The organism is Algoriphagus aquimarinus (assembly GCF_900112005.1).
GTDB lineage: Bacteria > Bacteroidota > Bacteroidia > Cytophagales > Cyclobacteriaceae > Algoriphagus > Algoriphagus aquimarinus.
Genome location: NZ_FOKK01000003.1, coordinates 205,040 through 225,335, shown reverse-complemented (window position 1 = coordinate 225,335; position 20,296 = coordinate 205,040). Strand labels below are relative to the sequence as shown.

Here is a 20,296-nt window from a genome sequence, read left to right as displayed (position 1 = left end):
AAAACAGAAAAAGCCGGCTCTCTTACGAGAAACCGGCTCTAAAGAAATCATCATGCATTTACAGCTGGGTTAATCAGCGACAATTACATTTTGACTTCTTATAGATTTTCTAAATCCACCTCAGCTTTTACTTTGATGGCTTCAGCTTTATGGTCTTTCACTTGATTTAATGTCTTATCAGCATATCCCTTAATTGTAAAGTTCTCGCCGTTATCAATTTCATTTTCAAACATAGACTTAGAATCATCCAAGACCTCGATTTGAATTCTGATAAAAGCTTTGTCAAATGCTACTCCAGATAGGGCTGCGAGTTCGTCGTATTTAGCTTGCATATCTGCATTAATGCCAGCAGAAAGTTCTACATCCTTTCCTTCAACGATACCTTCTAGCTCAGCTTTACTTAGCATATTATCATCTACAAGTGCCCTTGAGTATTCCAAAATGGAATCATCTTCTCCATTAGCCAAGGCTAATTCACCTAAGCTAATCTGAGCATTCACGAAGGCTGAGGAGGACAAAGCGAAATTTTTATCCTGCTGACTTATTGTATCTACGATTGGCTCATCGTCTTCATTTTCGCAAGAAGTCATGCCTACCAGACAAAATGATGAAAGTAGTACAGCTCCAGTGATTTTTGCTTTTCTGCTGTAAGTGTTTGTTGCGGGTTGGTTTACATTACTTGTTCTCATAAGAATTTTAGTTGGTTTAGTGTTCTCCGACTATACTTACAAGTACCATTCCGATGAGGTTTAACGCCAATTAGAGCTATTCCGTCAAATTTCCCTGTGTAATGCTTACGCAGTCTGTTGAATGAAATCCACTTTTAGCTGATCAAGATTTTATCCCATCAAGCTAATTAGAGATGAGAACTTTAATATCTGCACATGTCAGCCATTTAACTTTTTAATGGAAAATGGTAAAATAAATAGCCTATTTCTCCACCCCAAAACTATAAACTATCTCATGTACGTATTTTTCTCCAGGAGATAAGCTTGCAGATGGAAAGTTCTTCTTATTTGGACTATCTGGCCACGCTTCTGGCTCTAAGCAAAATGCGTAATGCGGCTGATAGGTCTTGCCATCGGCGCCAGCAAAATTCCTCACATGGTTAGCCGTATAAAGCTGAACACCCGGAGCAGTGGAATAAACTTCCATCACACGTCCACTTTCAGGATGCTTTACAATCGCTATTTTCTTAAGTTCTGATGAATTCTCTCTTTTGGTGACGTAATTATGATCAAAACCTTCACCCAAAGCATCCAACTGAGCGCCTAGGTTTTTTGGGGTTTGAAAATCAAAAGGAGTTCCCGCAATTAATTTAATTTCTCCAGTAGGAATTTGCCCTGGTCCACCGGGGGTAATAGCATCTGCAAAAATCTGTAGCTCATGATCCCGAATATCACCAGTAATTCCGCTCAGGTTAAAATAAGAGTGATTGGTAAGGCTTACTACAGTTTTCTTATCTGTGGTGGATTCAAATCGAAGTTTCAGTTCATTGCTACTTGTCAATTCCATCCAAAGGGTAGTCTCCAAGTTTCCCGGAAAACCTTCTTCACCATCCTTACTGAAGTAAGTCATTTTCACTCCCACGGAATTGTCAGTCTTATAAACCTCTGGAGTCCATACTTTCACTCCAAAGCCTTTGGAACCTCCATGTAAGGTGTTTTCTCCGTTGTTTTTGGTGATAGCAAAGGTTTCTCCATCCAAAGTAAAGGAGGCTGTCCCAATTCTATTGGCATACCTTCCCACTGCAGCTCCTAGATAAGGCCCGTTTTTGGTGAAGTAATCTGAAATATTTTCAAGTGCCAAAACAACATTTTCAAGCTTTCCTTCTTTGTCTGGAGTAATTATCCTAGAAATGATTCCACCATAATTGGTCATTTCAACCTGCATGGCACCATTGTCAAGGGTATAATGAAGAACATCTTGCCCTTCCCAAGTGTCTACTTTTTCTCCTTTGATAGTTAAGCTAACTTCTTCTTGAATCACTGTTGATTTGGTTTGAGATTGACAGGCAGTGCCTGAAATAAGTATAGCTAATAGTACGATTTTCAGTTTTAGATTCATGGGGGTGGTTTTAAAAATTATAATCTTTTAAGAATTAAAATGCCTGCTAGATGGAGAGTAATAAGGTAGCCCAAGATAATTTAAAGTCCACTCATCCCTTCTGTCTCCTAGATTCTGTTAACAATTTATCGTTTGTGATTTGCCTCTATGCTATCCAATTGTTTTTTCAGCTCGCTCCTATCATAAACATTTCCTTTCATCACTACCATAAATGGCATTCTCAAAGTATTCAGATCTTCCAAAGGGTTTTTCTGTACCAATACAAAATCCGCAGAAGCTCCTTCTTTTATCACTCCCCACTCCCCTTCCTGATCAAAATATCTGGCTGGATTGACTGAACCAGATTTCAATATCTCATAGTTTGACATTCCTGCCTTTGACATCAATTCTATCTCGTGATGAATGGAAAACCCGGGAACATTAAATACTTGTGGAGAATCTGAGGTCATCAACATAGGAACTCCGGCTTGGTGCAAAGTCATAAAAAGCGTATTTCGAAATTCCAGGTAAGGTTTCACATGTGCCTCAGTCAATACTCCAGATTGCTCATAAGGAGTCTTTGCGTTGATCCAACTCTGTACTTGCTCAGCAGACATGTATTTCATTTCTGGAACATTACGATATTCTTCAGCTGGTTTTGATCCAAAATACCGATCAAAAAGCGTCAATGTAGGTGCAATCCATGCTTTTGTTTCCAAGGTCAAATCCACCAAGGCAGGAAGCCTACTCAGATCTGCCTCGTGGACCAAAAGCATGGTAAACGGTCCAGCGATTTTGGAATTCAAAACTCTGGAATAATCTGGAATCAGAGCTTCAATATACCCATCCATATGCTCAATGGATTTATAACCTCCTTTTAAACTAGCTTCCAAACCAACATTCAAAGAGACATGTCCTCCAAAAGGAATTCCGAGTTCTTGGGCTGTTTTAGCTATCGCCCAAAATTCGTCCATCTCCAATCCGGGGTGTAACTTTAGATGATCAAACCCCGCAGCATATTCATCTCTGACCATTTGTGCAGCTTGCTCAGGAGAAGACACTGAACCTCCACTAAATGAGGGGCCAGACAGAAACAAACGTGGCCCATCCAATTCTCCGGCATCTATCTTAGCTTTCAACGGTAAATGTGATGCATGTCCTATCATTCCTCTCACTCGCAAAACTCCATTTGCCAAATACATCCACATAGCCTCCTCCTGAAGTTGTGTGTCACTATTTTGTGCTACTGGAATATGGGAATGAAACTCTGCCAGACCTGGATATACGTATGATCCATTTCCATCTAATACTTGATTGACTTTCAAATCAATTGGCTCGTTCATAGGGGCTATTTTTCGAATCTTGCCATCAACGATCAGTATTGAATGATCTTTAAGAACCTTATCATTTTCCATGGTAATAATATTCACATTGGAAATAAGGTAGCTCTGTGAAAATCCAGGGCTGAAAACAAGTAAGAATAAAAAGACAAAAGAGAAGAGTATCTTTTTCATGTAAGCTATTGAAGACGAGAAGAATTCAATTTCGACTTTAAAGAGCCTTAATGCAATCCTTTGGAAAAAAAATACGGAGAATGACAAGAAGGTGCCATCCGTCTACCTCAATAAAAATTATCTACTAATTATTTGTCACTCCTCATCGGGACTCCCAAATATTTAAGGGCTTCAGCAAGCATCTCCTCAGGTGTTTTACAGATATTAAGTTTCAATCCGTAGTTGGGCTCTTCCCAAGTTGCAAATTGCGAATCCAACATGGATGCCTTCATGTAATGGTTCTTACGTGCAAGCATACGCCTCCAGATCAATTCTCGATCTCCTTTTAGGTGTATCCAAAAGATATTCTCCTGCACTTTTAACAACTCTCGATAGCTTTCTTTCAATGCTGAACATGCTAGAACCGCTCCGTCAGTTTGCTCAGATTTTGTTAAAAGATCTGCCAAAGTTTGAAGCCATGGCAATCTATCTTCATCATTTAAGGGAAATCCAAGGCTCATTTTTTCGATATTCTCTGCTGGATGGAAATTGTCAGCGTCGTAAAATGGTAAACCCAAAGTATCTGCTATGTCGGATCCAACAGTGGTTTTTCCTGTTCCTGAGACTCCTGTTATTACAATTAGCATGTATGCAAGTTAAATGTAAAATATGTTTTTAGTTCTTAATAATCATACAGAAACGAACAAGAAGGAATTGAAGCAAACCAAACTCCCCTACCGAAACGAGCTATATTTTTTTGTAAAGTACTAAAAAATTGAAATTTCTCTTTCGAACTACCCGTCGAAATCAAAATCCAAGACCATATCCTAGGGCCGAAAAATAATATTCATAAAACTTTTATAAAAATTTTGTTAAAGTTCGTTTTATTAAAAAACATTTTTTAGATTTGCTTAAGTGAAGAGTCAAAGTAAATTATGTTCATATTGTACTATTCATCTGAATAAGTAAGTAAATACATGAAGAGCTAAAACAAACTCAACTTATTGATTAACAACTAATTAAAAATAGTTTTTCGTTAAACAGTCCCTATAAATAAACCTATCCGAACAGTATGCTAAGTAAGTATCCGCTTTCAGAAGTCGAAAAAAGTTTTCTTAAAGAATCTGGTGTTGAGAAAATCAGCACTCTAATTCCTTACCTTCAAGTTGACAATTTTCCTAAACTTGGCTTGCTTACGGCTTGCCGATTTTTGGAATGGGCAGCAGCAAATCCAGAAGGTGTAATCAGTTTGCCAACAGGTAAAACTCCTGAATTCTTCATCAAATGGACTCAGTTCCTGCTAGAAAACTGGGACAATAAAAAAGGAAAAGATGTCAGAGAAAAATATGGCTTGGGTGATACCAAAAAGCCAATTTTAAAAGATTTGACATTCGTACAAATCGATGAATTTTATCCGATTTCTTCCAAACAGAACAATAGCTTTTTCGATTATGTAAATAAGTTCTACATCAATGGTTTTGGTCTATCTAAAGAAAAGGCGATCCTAATCAATTCTGATGATATTCCTTTGGCAGATGGTCTTCATTTCAGTAAGGTTTTTCCAGACTTGAAAGTTGATCTTTCCTTAAGATTCCGCGATCCAAAGAACGAGCTGGAAAAATTACAGCAGCAATCTATCTACCTCATAGATCAATGGTGTGGTGAGTACGAGCAAAAAATCAGAGATGCAGGGGGAATAGGTTTCTTCTTAGGAGGAATTGGCCCAGATGGTCACATCGCATTTAATACTAGAGGTTCACATTTGTTCTCTGTTACTAGATTAACAGAAACTAATTTTGAAACTCAAGCGGTAGCTGCCGGAGATCTTGGCGGAATAGAAATTTCTTCAAACCGACTAGTAATCACTATTGGATTAGATACAATTGTATACAATCCAGATGCAGTAGCCATTATCATCGCAGCAGGAGAAGCTAAAGCGGGAATCGTAAGAGATTCTCTTGAAACTCCACTAAATAATGTCTTCCCAGGAACAGTACTTCAAAAACTAAAGAACGGTAGATTCTACGTCACCAAAGGTGCTGGAGTAAAACTTACTGACTCTATAGACGCTTATTACGAAAAAGGCGAATGGACTTGGGAAAAGACGGAGAGATCTGTGATTGACCTGTGTAAAAAACTAGGTAAATACGGTCATAGAATCAAATTATCTGACCTGAAGGCCGATAAATACACCAGATTAATTCCTGATTTGTCTGAAGAGACAGTAAATCAGGTTATGGCAAGTATTGAGAATAAGCTTTCCAAAGGTTTAGAGCAAGAGCGAGACGAAGTTCTACTTCATACTGGCCCGCACCACGACGACATATCATTGGGCATTTTGCCACATATCACAAATCAACTTCACGAGCCTACAAACGAAGCACACTTCTCAGTGTTGACTTCTGGTTTCACTGCCGTGACGAATACGTTTGTAATTGACACTCTACAATCAACCAAGAAACTTTTGGATGATGGTAAGATTCAAATGGTTCACTTTGAGGACTTTTTTGAAGTAGGCTACAATCTTAAAACAGATAAAGACGTTTACCACTACCTGACCAATGTAGCATCTGAAAATGCAGATCAGCGATTGAGAGGTCTTTGTCACCGAGTAGTGAGAGCATTGGTGATCGTGTATGACATCAAGAATAAAACACAACTCAGAGAAACGATCAATGATGTCATCAGCATTCTGAAGAATAGCTACGATGGAGAGAAAAACTCATCCAAAGTACAGAAGCTTAAAGGCATGATTCGTGAGTTTGAAGAGGAACTAGTATGGGCTCACTTCGGAGTACAAGTGAAAAATGTCCATCACCTAAGACTTGGCTTCTATACTGGAGATATTTTCACTGAGCAGCCAGACAAAGATCGCGATGTAGAACCGATCGTGGAAATGTTCAGAAAAGTAAATCCTACAAAGATTAGTTTAACGCTCGATCCGGAAGGTTCGGGACCAGATACTCACTACAAAGTGCTTCAGGCAACTGCCGCTGCTGTGAAAAAGTGGGGAGAAGAAAAGGATATCAGTAAATTGAGAATCATTGGTTACAGAAACGTTTGGTTTAAATTTGAACCGCATGAAGCGAATGTAATCGTTCCTGTTTCTCTTGGAGACATGTCTGTGATGGAGGATTCTTTCGCCAATTGCTACATGAGCCAAGTAAATGCTTCGTTCCCGAGCTATTCACATAATGGTAAATTCAGTACCGTTGCCAAGAGAATCTGGGTGGATCAACTAGATGCAATTCAATTATTGCTTGGTAAAAACTACTTTTACCAGCACGAGCGTGCAAAAGTAAGATCCAGCCATGGACTGATTTTCTTCCGCGACATGAATGTGGAAGAATTCCTAGCTACTGCGAGAGAGCTAGAAAAGTCTATTGAAGGAATGCTTTAAGAGTAAAGATCAAACCGAGCTGTGACTGATAGATAAGCTGATCAGTCACAGCTTTTGTAATAAACCTAACAACCTTATTATTTGTAGCGAATGGAAAAAGCCATTTTAGGATTAGACATAGGAGGCACCGGCATTAAAGGTGGCGTACTAATAAATGGACATCTTGAAGATATTCGATCCATTGCTACTCCTGCAAGAGAAAGTAAGCAGTTCATTCTAGAGACAATCGCTGAATTTATAGAAACTTATACAGCCTATGACTTGGTTGGAATTGGGGTTGGTATACCGGGTCTGGTAGATGTTCGCGAAGGCATAGTTTTAGGGCTTTCAAATATCCCAGCGTTTCAGCATGTGGAATTAAAAAAGTTTTTAACAGAGCGTTTTTCAAAGCCTGTTTTCATAAATAATGATGCGAATTGTTTTGCATCAGGCGTGCATAAGTTCGGCGTAGGTCGCAAGTTCAATCATCTGGTTGGACTTACACTTGGTACTGGCATAGGCGGAGGTATCGTGATCAACGGTCATCTTTATAGTGGCGTTAATTCAGCCGCCGGAGAATGGTGCAGTGCGACTTATCTCGATCATGATTTCGAGCACTATTGCAGCGGTAAGTTTTTTGATAAATACTACCATAGCAAACCAAAGGCCCTTGCCAAATTGGCATTGACTGGAGATCCTGTCGCTATCAAAGCCTTTGAAGAGTATGGTCACCATCTAGGAGAACTTATAAAGCACATCCTATATGCCTTAGCACCAGAAGCAATCATATTGGGTGGATCGATCAGGAAGACCTATCCCCTATTCAAGAAATCACTTTTAAAGTCATTATCTACATTCAATTATCCTACAGTCATTGAAAGACTACAGATTTTACCATCTGAAATGGATGAAACCGCCATTCACGGAGCTGTGGCTCTGGTGGAATTGGAAGATGTAGTAGTTAATAGTTAGATGTAAATTGGTTTGTGGTTAAAAAAGGTGGCTTTCATAAAGCCACTTTTTTTCGTTTATAACCAATATATACATAGCCCGATTTTTCGGAAATATTGGAGCGGGATATAGTGTTTGGATTGAAACTACCACGGTCTAAAATTCATGAAAACTCAGACTTTTATAAATTCAGCAATCTCAGCTTTAATGCTTTCAAAGTGCTTTTTCAAGCTCTCAAAATCTTCATCACTGACCAGCTTTTTGTCAATCAGCGAACTCCCCATACCAACTCCGTAAGCTCCCGCTTGAAAGAATGATTTAATATTATCCTTAGAAACTCCGCCTGTAGGAAGCAATTTAACTTGATCCAAAGGTCCAAGCACATCTTTGATAAACTGTGGGCCTAATTGAGTCGCGGGGAAAAGCTTGACAGCAGAAGCTCCCAAAGACCAGGCTTTATAAATTTCCGAAGGAGAAAATGCACCAGGGAAAATCGGGATGTTTTCGTCTACGGCATGCTCGATGACTGTCTCATCTATGATAGGCGTCACGATAAACTGCGCTCCGGCATCAATTGCCTCCCGGAGGTCGTCCAACTTGCACACCGTTCCAGCGCCGATATTCAGTGAGGGAAATTCACTTCGTAAAGTTGAAATCATTATCGCTGCTCCAGGAGTGTTCATGGTGATCTCCAAAGTAGTAAGTCCAGCATCTTCATAAGCATGAGCTATTTTCAGCACTGCTTCTAGGGACTGCCCGCGTATAATCCCTACAATTGGCGCTTCCTTATAGCGTTTCCAAAAAATTGAAGTTGAAGTTTCCATGTGGTTTTGGGTTGCTTGATAAATGGGTGGTTGATTCTACAAGATAAAAACTGCCAGCTGAAGTTCAAGTAATATATTCAAGGCAGGTAGGAAAGCTAAATTCTCCAGATTAGAGCAAATCCTCTCGATTTTATAGAAAGTCCAGGGCTGCGTCAAAACCTAAAAAGCCCGATCCTTTCTCTGAATCGGGCTTTTGTTTATTTCGGAAATTCAAATTTCAAATTCACTATTTCGTCAGCGGCTTATCTCGCTGCATTTGTACCATATCCACTGGAGGAGGAGTATTGTCTCCCAACAGATGCTGCACGAAATAATCACCCATTTTCCAGAAGAAATACTCAGTCATATCTCCAAAACCGTGACGCTGACCAGGAAGTAGTACTAACTCAAAACGCTTTCCAGCTTTCATCAAAGTGTTTGCCATGCGGATAGTGTTGGCAGGATGCACATTATTGTCTACGTCTCCATGAGAGAGCATCAAATGTCCTTTTAGATTTTTAGCCAAGTCAGGATTCTTATCGATTTGATAGATGAAAGTGGTATCTCCTTTGGCATTGATTTGCTCTTTTACGCCGTGGTGCTTCTCAGACCACCAGCGATTGTACACACTATTGTCATGATTTCCTGCAGAGGAAACAGCCACTTTGAAGAAGTCTGGATAAACCAACATCGCTGCAGTGGACATAAATCCTCCACCTGAATGTCCGTGAATACCAACCTTAGATCTATCAATGAAATCGTATCTGTCTGCCAACTGCTCTACCGCAGCTTTCTTATCCGCCAAACCATAATCTCTCAAATCTCCATAACCATAGTTATGATACCACTTAGAGCGGCCTGGATGTCCACCTCTATTACCGAGCGTGATCACCACAAAACCAAACTGAGCCAACCGGTCAGTTCGGTCTAATCTTGCTGAGAAAGCTTTATCTACAGCTTCCGTCTGAGGGCCAGGATACACATACTCGATGATTGGATACTTGCGCGTAGAGTCAAAATCAAATGGCTTGTAGATTACACCATATAGATCCGTGATTCCATCATCGGCTTTGAAAGTGAAAGGCTCAGGGAATTGATAGCCTGTGGCAAAAAGCTGTGATAAATCAACCGTCTCCAAATCCATCACTTTGTTGCCAGCTTTGTCTTTTAATACGGCAACCGGTGCAGTATTCACTCTGGAGTAATTATTCACAAAGAAGCTTGCGTTATCATTGATCTCGCTGGAGTGGTTGAAATCACCTGAGTTCAATAGCGCAATCGCACCACCATCCAAGCTCACGCTATAAAGGTGTTCGTAATAAGGATCTTCACCTTTCTCACGACCATTTGCTACGAAATACAACTTTCGGCCTTTTTCGTCTATCCTTGCTACCCGATCTGAGTGAAATGCGCCCGAAGTCAATTGACGCTTCAGCGTGCCATCTTTTCCATACAAATAGAAATGTCCCCAGCCGTCTCGCTCAGACCACCAGACGATTTCATTGTCCAAAATCTCAGGTTTCAAAAAGTCAACATAGGTATTGCTACGTTCCTCGATCACCAATTCCTTTGCGTTAGTAGTAAGGTTCCATCTATAGATATCCACCTTTTTCAAATCTCTGGATGCTACTGAGAAGTAAAACTCATCCATGTCGCCTAACCATGTCGCAGGTCGGAAATCATCGTCTCTTGAACTTTCAGTAGCGCTGGTATTATACACATTCAGTGACTGATCTTTATATGTAGCCACAGGAAGACTGGAAAGCTCTTCCGAGTCAAAAGAATAGTGCAACAAATAGGAAATCGGCTGCTCCTTATCGCCTGGCATGGCATACTTATAACTCTCTAGCGTTGGACGTGGACTCTTGGTGCTGTGAATCACCCAAAGGTCTTTCACCTTGCGCTGATCCGTTCTAGTCATCACAAACTGCTTGGAATCTATACTCCAATAAGCACCAACTCTCTGGCGCTTCTCCTTATTTTTCTCAGTCTCCTCGTTGTCTTCTCCCCTTCCACTGAAGCCATATTCGAAATCTTCCTCTCCATCCTCAGTCAACTGATGTTCAACGATGGTACTGTCTTTCTCATCCTTTACTGCCTTCAGGAAGTTTGCCTTATCCATCCAATAGAGATTACTTTTCTTTGCAAAAAGCACCTTGGAAGAATCAGGAGCAATATTCGCCCAAGACATACGTGAAGGATCCTTCACAGCATCCGTGATTTCTGTCAGTTGCTGATTCCCTATGTTATAGTGAAAAACAAAAGTCTTCTTTTCCATAGAATCCTTCTTGCTCTTATCTTTTTCTTTGATCTCAGCCCAGTCCTTTTTCAGCACATCTTCAGTTCCTTTTACCTTGAACTTGATCGTGTTTTCATCTTCGAGAAACTTCAAATCATCCAGCTTCAAATGCTGTCCATCGACTGGATCTTTAGTGATTTTGGTGATTTCCATGGCCAGCTTATCCTTGTCAAAAAGTTGATTTTTGGTTTTTCTAACTGGATCTACCAAATACCAGTTTTTGCCATTGCTAGTTTCGAATTCATACCAAAAGCGATCTGATTTCTTCAACCAATGTGGGTCAACTCGGGTAGAGAAAACCAGTTTTTTCATTTTCTCAGGAGAGAATCGTGCTGCAAGCTCATAATTACCAGAATAAACCTGCTCCTGCGAGTAGCCATTCTGAAAAATCAAAAGAAATGCAAATGCGAGTAACGTGTGCTTCATAGTTGTTCTATTTGGGAAAACGAATCTAGAATAAACTTCACCTTCTGGAATAACCACTAGTATAAAATCACTAGCCCATTACTTCAATTTCATTGAAAATGCTGGCTGATTTTCTCCTTTAGACTGATAGAACGGGATTTTTCACATCAAATTAACACTGGGATTACATTAGCACGTAAAGCCCAATCAATGTTACTAATTTTTTAATAATGTGCTGACACTGAGTTCAATTGGAGGTTATACCTTTCAACCAAAACCAATAGAGTGAAAACCCAATTCAAAACTATCGTCGTTTCAGACGTACATCTGGGCACTAAAGGTTCGAAAGCCAAGGAAATCGCCCGATTCCTCAAGCAGTACAACTGCGAAAACCTCATTCTCAATGGGGATATCATTGACGGCTGGCAACTCAAAAAATCAGGTTCCTGGAAAAGGAAGCACACCCGCTTCTTCAACAGAATTCTGAAAATGATTGAGAACCATAACACCAAGGTCTATTACTTGCGTGGAAATCATGACGACTTTCTGGATCAGATTCTCCCTTTTCAAATGGGAAATCTATCCATCCAGAAAGATATGATCTACGAAAGTCATGGTAAAAAGTACTTCATCACGCACGGTGACGTATTTGACAGCATCACAACCAATCTCCGCTGGATCGCCTATTTGGGCGATATTGGTTACACTTTTTTGCTTTGGCTGAATAGCGTGGTCAATCACTACCGAATCAAACGCGGGCTACCCTATTTCTCGCTTTCGCAGTATGTGAAAGGCAAGGTAAAATCAGCCGTTTCCTACATCGATCAGTATGAGGAAGAGCTTTCCAAAATGGCTAGGGCAAAAGGCTGCGATGGAATCATCTGTGGGCATATTCACAAGCCTGAAAACCGAATAATCGACGGAATAGAATACATGAATTCAGGCGATTGGGTAGAAACGATGAGCGCTTTGGCAGAGGATCATGAAGGCAACTGGCAGTTGATCTATTACAATGAAATCAACTTTAAAGAAGCCAAAGACGACAGCCTAAATCAATTCTTCATAGGCAAAGCAGAAGCTCCGGTAATACCGATGCGTGAGGTTTCATTTGAAGCTCTAAAAGATGATCTAGAACCACCAGCATTTACTTCCATCCTATGAAGTTCATTTTTATAGTCCAGGGTGAAGGTCGCGGGCACATGACCCAAGCCATCGCTTTCTCACACATGCTGCAAAATCAAGGGCATGAATTGACAGGAGTAATCCTAGGTAAAAGCAAGCGCAGAGCTATTCCAGAGTTTTTCACGAGAGAAATCTCAGCTCCGATTCATTTGGTAGAAAGTCCCAATTTCGCTTGTGACAAAGACGAAAAGCAGATTTTGATTGGAAAAACAATTCGTCAAAATATAGTAAAAGCTGCCATTTTCTGGAGAAGTCTCAAGCAAATTCATGAAGTTGTAGAAGCTGAACAGCCCGATATCATTCTGAATTTTTACGATTTATTGGGCGGGATATACAATGGAATTTTTAGACCAAAAGCTCTGTACTGGGTGATAGGTCATCAGTATTTGATTTATCATCCCAACTTCAAATTTGCTCCATCAAAAGGTTTGAACAAGTTCTTTTTCAAGTTCAACACTAGAATGACAGCTATCGGAGCATCTGAAAAACTCGCACTTTCCTTTTATGAATTGGAGTCTACGGATAATATCACTGTAGTCCCTCCACTGCTGAGAGAAGATGTGAAGAAACTCACCCCGACCAAAGGCGACTTTTTCCTCACCTACATGGTCAATGCAGGCTACGGACACGAAGTAATCTGTTTTGCTAAAGCAAATCCTAACTTAAAAATACGCGCTTACTGGGATAAAAAAGATGCTGCAGAAACCGAACAACCTTTGTCAAACCTGAGTTTCCATAGAGTCCATGACAAAAATTTCCTTCGGGATATGGCGGCTTGCAAAGGACTGGTGAGCACTGCTGGATTTGAATCAATTTGCGAAGCGATGTATCTAGGCAAGCCAGTGATGGTCATCCCTGTGAAAGGTCAATACGAGCAGGCGTGCAATGCGCTGGACACGATTCATGCTGGAGCAGGAATAGCCTCAGACAACTTTGATTTTGCCAAACTTGAGCATGTCATTCAATCACGAGAAATATCGGAGAATACTTTCCAAGATTGGGTAAGCACTTGGCCAAAAACATTCAGCCAAATTCTCCCAGAAACAAAAATGACTGAACCAGATTTCATCCTGACTCAGTCATTTTCATAATTTATTAACATGGTTATATGGAATGATGCCAGTAACCAATATTTCTTTGCTCACCGGGCCAGAAGACCGATGACCGAAGCGGCCTAAATTTTAGTGTTAGTCAAAGCTGGTAATGCTTTTGCCTCTTTACTGGTAAAAAAGCGGATATACATATTTGTTATTTCAAACTAGCAGTTATTCAAAGCTCTTTGCTCTGGAGTGAGTTCGGATATGGCTTTGAACACTGTTTTGCCATTTTCTACTACTCGATAATAAGGGAAATTGACCATTTTGACTTGTCTTCTCTCAGGAGCACCCATATTCAGGAATATAATTTGAAGCTCATTGTACATAAGAAACAAATTATTTCGCTCCTCCATGGATAAGGAAGCATCATTTCTGCCTTTATTACGCATTAATTCATATTGGTAAGAGACCTTTTTGTAGGACTCTAAGAGTTCTGCAGGAGTTGGTGGAGGAGGTGGTGGTCCCAATATACTACGCTCTTCAGCAGTGAAATCAATTGCCTTTTTGTAATAAACTTCGCCTTTGGATGTCAATTTATAGTAAGGAACATAAGGTAACACTGCGCGCCTGACCTTTGGCTTGTCATGGAATGCAACCTGGAAGTACATACTTCTGAGTTCAGTATACATTTCAATTAACTTCTCTTGCTCAGCTTTACTTCTCTCTACAAAATGCGGAGCTTGCTTTCGAAGTTTTTCGTAGGCTGCATAGGCATCTATGTATTCTTGAAGATCATTCTGTACCTGGGCTGTTTTCACTGCTGGAGGCCATTTTTCTGAAGTATCTTCTTTCTGTTCGGTCACTGGATACTTTTCTTTTTTTACCCAAGGTTTGCCATGATTTATTCTTTTGTCTTTTGGATAGATATATAGTTTGTTAGCCTCATTGAGAGGTTTCCCAAAATTAGATTTCGAACCATACGTTGTTTCATATGCTTCTAGGGTATATAAACTAACTTGATGCTCCTGCGGGAAACGCTCCGAACGGGCATTTAGATGAACAAAACTGCTAGTGTAATAAACGATATCTGTAGGGCTCATATTCTGTAATTGAGAATTAGGAATAACCTTACCGTCCAACCAAAGGGCAAAATCTTCAGATTTCTTCCAAGATTCAAAATCACTTCTGCTTAGTTGCTTTTTAGCTGGTGTCTTCAAAGGAGGCATCAAAGAAGCTTTTACTGGTTCAGATAGCTCACTATAAGTTTTAGCAATTAATTCTCCCGCTTCATTCTCCACAAAAATTGATGCATTTCTGTAATACTTTTCTTTCTCTTCAATTTGTTCGGCAGTAAGCTTAGGTAATTGATCTTGGCTTTCAATCGTATACTTATCTACTTCACCAAACTTTTTATTTGTACTATCATTTACATTTTGATCATAAGAAACATAATGAATCCTCCGGATATCAACATCTCTTAATAATGCCTGGAAATCACTCAACTCTCCCATAGAAAGTTCTGATTCAGTGATCAAATTAATCTTTACTGCATTTAGGGATTTTTTAGTCTCGCTAATCAACTCCTTAACAGCGTCCAAGTCATAAATCTCATTTTCATATTGAATTACTCCGTCTGGGTTCAGCGTGAAAGTCAAATCAAAATCCATAGGCTCGAGATATTTTTGACTTGCAGTGTTTACATACACTTCACTATCCTGTAAAGTATCATCGGCTTTAGCTGCTACTCTCTCACTGAAAAAGTACACCAACGCTCCTACTACTGGCACCAAGACCAAAAGTTTGATCCAGCCATTTGCACTCATTGATTTTTTCTTCATCATTTCAAATCGTTTTTTGGTTAATGAAAAATTCAAACTACTGACCAATCCATACTTTTGGTTAGAAAGCATCATCGCTAGTAATTGACTCTCGTATTTTTCCAAAGGAGTGCTGCGCAAAGCCACTGCATCTGCAATAAATTCATGATTGAGCTTGATACTTGCCTTTGCCCAATGCAATCCCGGATGAAACCAAAGCGGCACAAGCAATGCCTCAATAAATAGATTGTCCCAACTATGTTTCTCTTCTATATGTGTGCACTCATGTGCAAAAACAGCATCGGTAAATTTCCCATTTTCCAGATCTGCTTCCGCCACGAAAATGTATTTGAGAAAGGAAAAAGGAAGGGAATCTACCTGGAGTAAAACCAGCGTTTGGCCACGATAATTAACTTTAACATTTCGCTGAATCTGATTCACCAGGATTTTGATATTCCTCACAAATCGATACAAGAAAACAAGGGAAATCAAGCCATAAAACCCAAAAAGAAGGTATTCCCAATTAAATTGAGATTCAGGAACCGCCGTAAAAACCTTCTCCAGATTAGAATCCTGACTTGCCGCTTCAAAGTAAACAGGCTCAGAAATCACCTCGGATGGGTCAGCTTCAAAGTAAACAGGCTCAGAATTTACTTCGACTGCAGCGGTTGCTATTTCCACAGGAACTTCAATCGTGTAAAGTGGAATCAGAAAGGACGCAACCACCGAAAACAGCAGGAAGAATCGGTTGAATCTATGCATAGCTTCTCTCTGCAAGAGCAGTCGATGCACAAGAAGCAGAATTAGCAAGCAGGCTATGGATTTGAGTAGATAGGTGATCATTTCTTCTGATTTAACTGGTCATCAATTATACTTTTCAGATGTAGTAACTCCTCTTCGGAGAGTTCTGTCTTTTTAGTAAAAAAAGACGCAAACTGTGCTGGCGAATCATTAAAGAAGTTCTTGATCAAGCCCTTCAGATGCTTGGAAAAGTAATTTTCTTTGGTCACCATCGGATAATACTCCCTCAGCTTCCCACTGGCTTCATACCCCACAAAATCTTTATCCTGCATGCGCTTCAAAAGCGTAGAGATAGTCGTAGAAGCTGGTTTTGGATCAGGATATGATTCTATCAGATCCTTCATAAAAGCTCGCTTCAGCCTCCACAAATGATTCATCAGTTCTTCCTCAGCTCTAGATAGTTTCATCATATTAGAATTAAATTACATCTACAAATGTAGAGCAATTATTGAAATCTACAAGTGTAGATGAAAAATACATGAAATAATTTGTGTTAATACATTTTCCGCATCCTACTTACAATTCGTAGTTTTACGCGGTCAGTAAACAAACCTGACTGAGAATAGACCCAAACTCCCCTATTGTTCATAAATTGAGCAATTGCTTGATTTATTATCAAATCATAAAATAATCACCAATCTATTAAATGAAAGTCCAGTTATAAGGCTATAATTAATAGAAATTGATAATTAAGGACAATCCTCCTTTTAGAAATTACATGTCAGCTGAAAATATAAGATTACAAGAAGATAGGAACTTCACGAAGCATTGGAAGAAATGGGGGCCATACCTCACCGAAAGACAATGGGGAACTGTGCGTGAGGACTATAGCCCGGATGGATCGGCTTGGGAAAATGTCACCCATGACGATGCCAGAAGTAAGTCTTACCGATGGGGTGAAGAAGGAATAGGTGGAATTTCAGATCACAAACAGAAGTTCTGTCTGGCATGGGCATTTTGGAATGGAAAAGATCCATACATAAAAGAACGCTTATACGGCTTGACTGGAAATCAGGGAAATCATGGAGAGGACGTAAAAGAAATTTATTATTACCTAGACTCTACGCCTACTCATAGCTACATGAAGATGCTTTATAAGTATCCTCAAGCCGAATTTCCCTACCAGGAACTTTTAGAAGAAAATATCAAAAGAGGGAAAACTGATGGTGAGTATGAATTGATAGATACAGGGCTATTCGACGAGGACAAGTATTTTGACATCTTCATCGAATATGCCAAACAAGACGTCGAGGACATTATTGCGGTAGCGACAATTCATAACAGAGGACCTGAGGAATCAAAAATATGGGTAATGCCTACTCTTTGGTTTCGTAAAACTTGGTATACTGGGCACGAGCCTTTTATGCCCAAGCTTTCCAAAGCTGGAGACAACAGCATCAAAGCTTTTAATCCAAAGTCTGGTAATTATTCCATCACCTTTGATGGCAATCCTGACTTAAGATTCTGCGATAACGAAACCAATCGCGAACGAATCTATAACATCGGTAATGAGAAGAAATTTCTCAAGGATGCTATTAATGACTTCGTCGTACAAGGCGATACAAAACACCTCAACCCAGCTAATAAAGGGACTAAAGCAGCAGCCATCTATGAGATCACCATTCCAGCTGGTGAAAGCAGGCAGGTTAAACTAAGACTGCAGCACCAGACAGAAGAGAATCCACTTGAAATATGCGATACCTGCCTAGAGCAGCGTAAAAAAGAAGCGGATGAATTCTACGATAACCTCCAAGAAAGAGTAACAGATCCTGATCTAGCAAACATCCAGCGTCAGGCTTATGCCGGAATGATGTGGTCTAAGCAGTTTTACTATTACGATGTAGAACGATGGCTGGAAGGTGATCCTGGCAGGTTTGTCCCTCCAGTAGAAAGAAAAAAAGGCAGAAATAGCAATTGGAGACATTTGCAGAATTATGACATTATCTCCATGCCTGACAAGTGGGAATACCCTTGGTATGCAGCATGGGACCTCGCTTTTCACACCATTCCAATTGCTAGATTAGATCCGGAATTTGCCAAAAACCAACTGATCATCATGCTAAATGAGTGGTATATGCATCCTAACGGACAGATCCCTGCGTACGAATGGAATTTCTCAGATGTAAATCCACCAGTGCATGCCTACGCAGTTCAGCGAGTATACCAAATAGATAAAAAAGCGAATAATGGTGTTGGTGATCACGAGTTCCTAGAAAGATGCCTGCACAAACTGATGCTCAACTTCACCTGGTGGGTCAATCAAAAAGATAGCGATGGCAAAAACATCTTTGAAGGCGGCTTCCTTGGCCTGGATAACATTTCAGTATTTGACAGAAGTCATGCCCAGAAATACCATGGAAAACTAGAGCAAGCAGATGCTACCTCTTGGATGGCTATGTTTTCTCTGAACCTGCTGAGAATCTCTCTAGATCTCTGTGAGTTCAACAAGGTTTATCAATTCACTGCTACCAAATTCTTAGAACATTTTCTCTACATCGCCGGGGCTATGAGTAATATCTCCAACGAGCACATTTCACTGTGGGATGATGAGGATAATTTCTTCTATGACGTATTCCATATCCCTGGAAAGGAGCCAAGAAAAATGAAAGTCCGGTCTATCGTTGGTCTGATTCCACTTTTCGCCGTGGAGCCGATTCGAGAGGATCTTTTTGCAAATCTCCCTGAGTTCAAAAAACGTCTGGATTTTTTCCTTAGAGAAAAACCAAAATTAGCATCATTAGTCTCTAGTTGGATTCAACCTGGCTATGATAAGCGCAGGTTGTTCTCCCTATTGAGAGGGCATAGAATGAAAAGCGTCTTACAGAAAATGTTGGATTCTGATGAATTCCTAAGTGACTATGGCATCAGATCCCTTTCCAAATACCATGAGGAGAATCCATACTCCATGAAAATCGGGGGAGAAACTCTTACTGTGAAATATACTCCAGGTGAGTCGGACACCGTCATGTTCGGAGGCAACTCCAACTGGAGAGGGCCGATTTGGTTCCCAATCAACTTCCTTCTTATAGAGTCACTTAAGAAATTTGACTTCTATTATGGTGGGGATTTCTCCATAGAATACCCGACGGGTTCTGGCAAATACATGACCATGGACATTATCGCAAAAGAGCTCTCTATGCGCTGCATGCGCATTTTCATGAAGGATAAAAATGGAGAGCGCCCGGTATTTGGTAAAAACTCTAAATTCCAGACTGATCCACATTTCAAGGATCACATTCTGTTTTATGAATATTTCCATGGAGACACCGGCCTAGGATTAGGAGCATCTCATCAGACAGGCTGGACGGGATTAGTAGCAGAGATGATTCACAAGTATTACAAAATCAGAGAAGATAAAGATCATGATTCTAAAACCCTTTTTAGAAGCTAATCGAATAGAGGCAGGATGTGATGAGGTCGGTCGGGGATGTCTGGCAGGCCCAGTAGTAGCGGCGGCGGTGATTTTGCCCGCCGACTATTCTAATCCTTGGATCAATGATTCCAAAAAACTAGGCAAAAAGCAACGGGAAGATCTTATCGAAGAGATAAAAGATAAATCACTGGCCTGGCAAATCGCCGAAGCAAGTGTAGCTGAAATTGACAAAATCAACATACTCAACGCTTCTTTTCTAGCTATGACTCGGGCCGTTCAAGGTCTTGGCCTTCTTCCCGAGCATTTGTTGATCGATGGCAATCGTTTTAAATCCGCTTTAACTATTCCATTTACCTGTATAATTAAAGGTGATGGCAAATATGCCAACATCGCTGCGGCATCCATCCTCGCTAAAGTGCATAGAGATAAATTCATGGAAACCCTGGCCGAAGAGTTCCCGCACTACGCATGGGAAAGAAATGCTGGCTATCCTACCAAAGCGCACCGTAGCGGAATAGAAACTCATGGAGCCTGCATTTGGCATAGAACAAGCTTTCGATTGCTAAAGGAGCAAATAATGTTAGAACTTTAACTGCTAACCTTTGCTATGTGCCTTACGAACATTTTGAAAAACACTTGATTTCTAGTGTTGAGTCATCTTAAGGGTAATTCAGCCTTTATCTTGATCAACAAACTCCCTCCTTACTCTT

The 20,296-nt window shown here is 40.2% G+C and carries 14 protein-coding genes; 6 read left to right on the top strand and 8 right to left on the bottom strand.

Translation table 11 applies throughout. The annotated features are described in order from the left end of the window. Positions 1 to 98 precede the first annotated feature (98 nt). The 4 genes from BM291_RS05185 to BM291_RS05170 all read right to left on the bottom strand — a co-directional run bounded on the left by BM291_RS05185 (position 99) and on the right by BM291_RS05170 (position 4,186). The gene (locus BM291_RS05185; protein ID WP_092895110.1) at positions 99 to 689 is read right to left on the bottom strand and encodes a DUF4142 domain-containing protein; all 591 of its coding nucleotides are present in this window, start codon (positions 687 to 689) and stop codon (positions 99 to 101) included. Positions 690 to 930: 241 nt separating this feature from the next. Beyond that, entirely contained in the window at positions 931 to 2,067 is a 1,137-nt protein-coding gene (locus tag BM291_RS05180) for an aldose epimerase family protein (RefSeq protein ID WP_092895109.1), read from the bottom strand. A gap of 125 nt (positions 2,068 to 2,192) precedes the next feature. Continuing rightward, a complete protein-coding gene (locus BM291_RS05175; RefSeq protein ID WP_092895108.1) occupies positions 2,193 to 3,560 on the bottom strand; it encodes an amidohydrolase family protein in 1,368 nt (455 codons plus the stop codon). 128 nt (positions 3,561 to 3,688) lie between these two features. Then, a complete protein-coding gene (locus BM291_RS05170; protein WP_092895107.1) occupies positions 3,689 to 4,186 on the bottom strand; it encodes a gluconokinase in 498 nt (165 codons plus the stop codon). Between the two features lie 425 nt (positions 4,187 to 4,611). Between BM291_RS05170 and BM291_RS05165 the strand changes: the two genes are divergently transcribed. Beyond that, entirely contained in the window at positions 4,612 to 6,939 is a 2,328-nt protein-coding gene (locus tag BM291_RS05165; RefSeq protein ID WP_092895106.1) for a PIG-L family deacetylase, read from the top strand. A 90-nt stretch (positions 6,940 to 7,029) separates the two neighbouring features. Further along, the gene (locus BM291_RS05160) at positions 7,030 to 7,890 is read left to right on the top strand and encodes an ROK family protein (RefSeq protein ID WP_092895105.1); all 861 of its coding nucleotides are present in this window, start codon (positions 7,030 to 7,032) and stop codon (positions 7,888 to 7,890) included. A 152-nt stretch (positions 7,891 to 8,042) separates the two neighbouring features. On the opposite strand, the gene BM291_RS05155 is transcribed toward BM291_RS05160, so the two are convergent. Both BM291_RS05155 and BM291_RS05150 read right to left on the bottom strand, forming a co-directional pair. Continuing rightward, positions 8,043 to 8,693 (bottom strand): bifunctional 4-hydroxy-2-oxoglutarate aldolase/2-dehydro-3-deoxy-phosphogluconate aldolase, encoded by a 651-nt coding sequence (locus BM291_RS05155; protein ID WP_092895104.1) that lies wholly within the window; start codon positions 8,691 to 8,693, stop codon positions 8,043 to 8,045. A 226-nt stretch (positions 8,694 to 8,919) separates the two neighbouring features. Beyond that, the gene (locus BM291_RS05150) at positions 8,920 to 11,397 is read right to left on the bottom strand and encodes a S9 family peptidase (RefSeq protein ID WP_092895103.1); all 2,478 of its coding nucleotides are present in this window, start codon (positions 11,395 to 11,397) and stop codon (positions 8,920 to 8,922) included. A gap of 264 nt (positions 11,398 to 11,661) precedes the next feature. On the opposite strand from BM291_RS05150, the gene BM291_RS05145 reads away from it, so the two are divergent. Both BM291_RS05145 and BM291_RS05140 read left to right on the top strand, forming a co-directional pair. Next, positions 11,662 to 12,537 carry a UDP-2,3-diacylglucosamine diphosphatase gene (locus tag BM291_RS05145; RefSeq protein ID WP_092895102.1) on the top strand — a complete coding sequence of 292 codons (876 nt, stop codon included), beginning with the start codon at positions 11,662 to 11,664 and terminating at the stop codon, positions 12,535 to 12,537. Beyond that, positions 12,534 to 13,649 carry a glycosyltransferase family protein gene (locus BM291_RS05140; protein ID WP_092895101.1) on the top strand — a complete coding sequence of 372 codons (1,116 nt, stop codon included), beginning with the start codon at positions 12,534 to 12,536 and terminating at the stop codon, positions 13,647 to 13,649. Before BM291_RS05145 ends, BM291_RS05140 begins: the two co-directional genes overlap by 4 nt. Before the next feature lie 167 nt (positions 13,650 to 13,816). Here BM291_RS05140 and BM291_RS05135 read toward each other — a convergent pair whose 3' ends face one another. Together BM291_RS05135 and BM291_RS05130 are read right to left on the bottom strand one after the other, a co-directional pair. After that, complete coding sequence (locus BM291_RS05135; RefSeq protein WP_092895100.1) at positions 13,817 to 16,255, bottom strand: M56 family metallopeptidase; 2,439 nt, start codon at positions 16,253 to 16,255, stop codon at positions 13,817 to 13,819. Then, a complete protein-coding gene (locus BM291_RS05130; RefSeq protein ID WP_092895306.1) occupies positions 16,252 to 16,620 on the bottom strand; it encodes a BlaI/MecI/CopY family transcriptional regulator in 369 nt (122 codons plus the stop codon). Before BM291_RS05130 ends, BM291_RS05135 begins: the two co-directional genes overlap by 4 nt. A gap of 311 nt (positions 16,621 to 16,931) precedes the next feature. On the opposite strand from BM291_RS05130, the gene BM291_RS05125 reads away from it, so the two are divergent. Next, positions 16,932 to 19,604, top strand: coding sequence for an MGH1-like glycoside hydrolase domain-containing protein (locus tag BM291_RS05125; protein WP_092895099.1), 2,673 nt, complete (start codon positions 16,932 to 16,934; stop codon positions 19,602 to 19,604). Then, entirely contained in the window at positions 19,576 to 20,178 is a 603-nt protein-coding gene (locus BM291_RS05120; RefSeq protein WP_175499644.1) for a ribonuclease HII, read from the top strand. The genes BM291_RS05125 and BM291_RS05120 overlap by 29 nt, the downstream gene beginning before the upstream one ends. Positions 20,179 to 20,296: the final 118 nt, after the last annotated feature.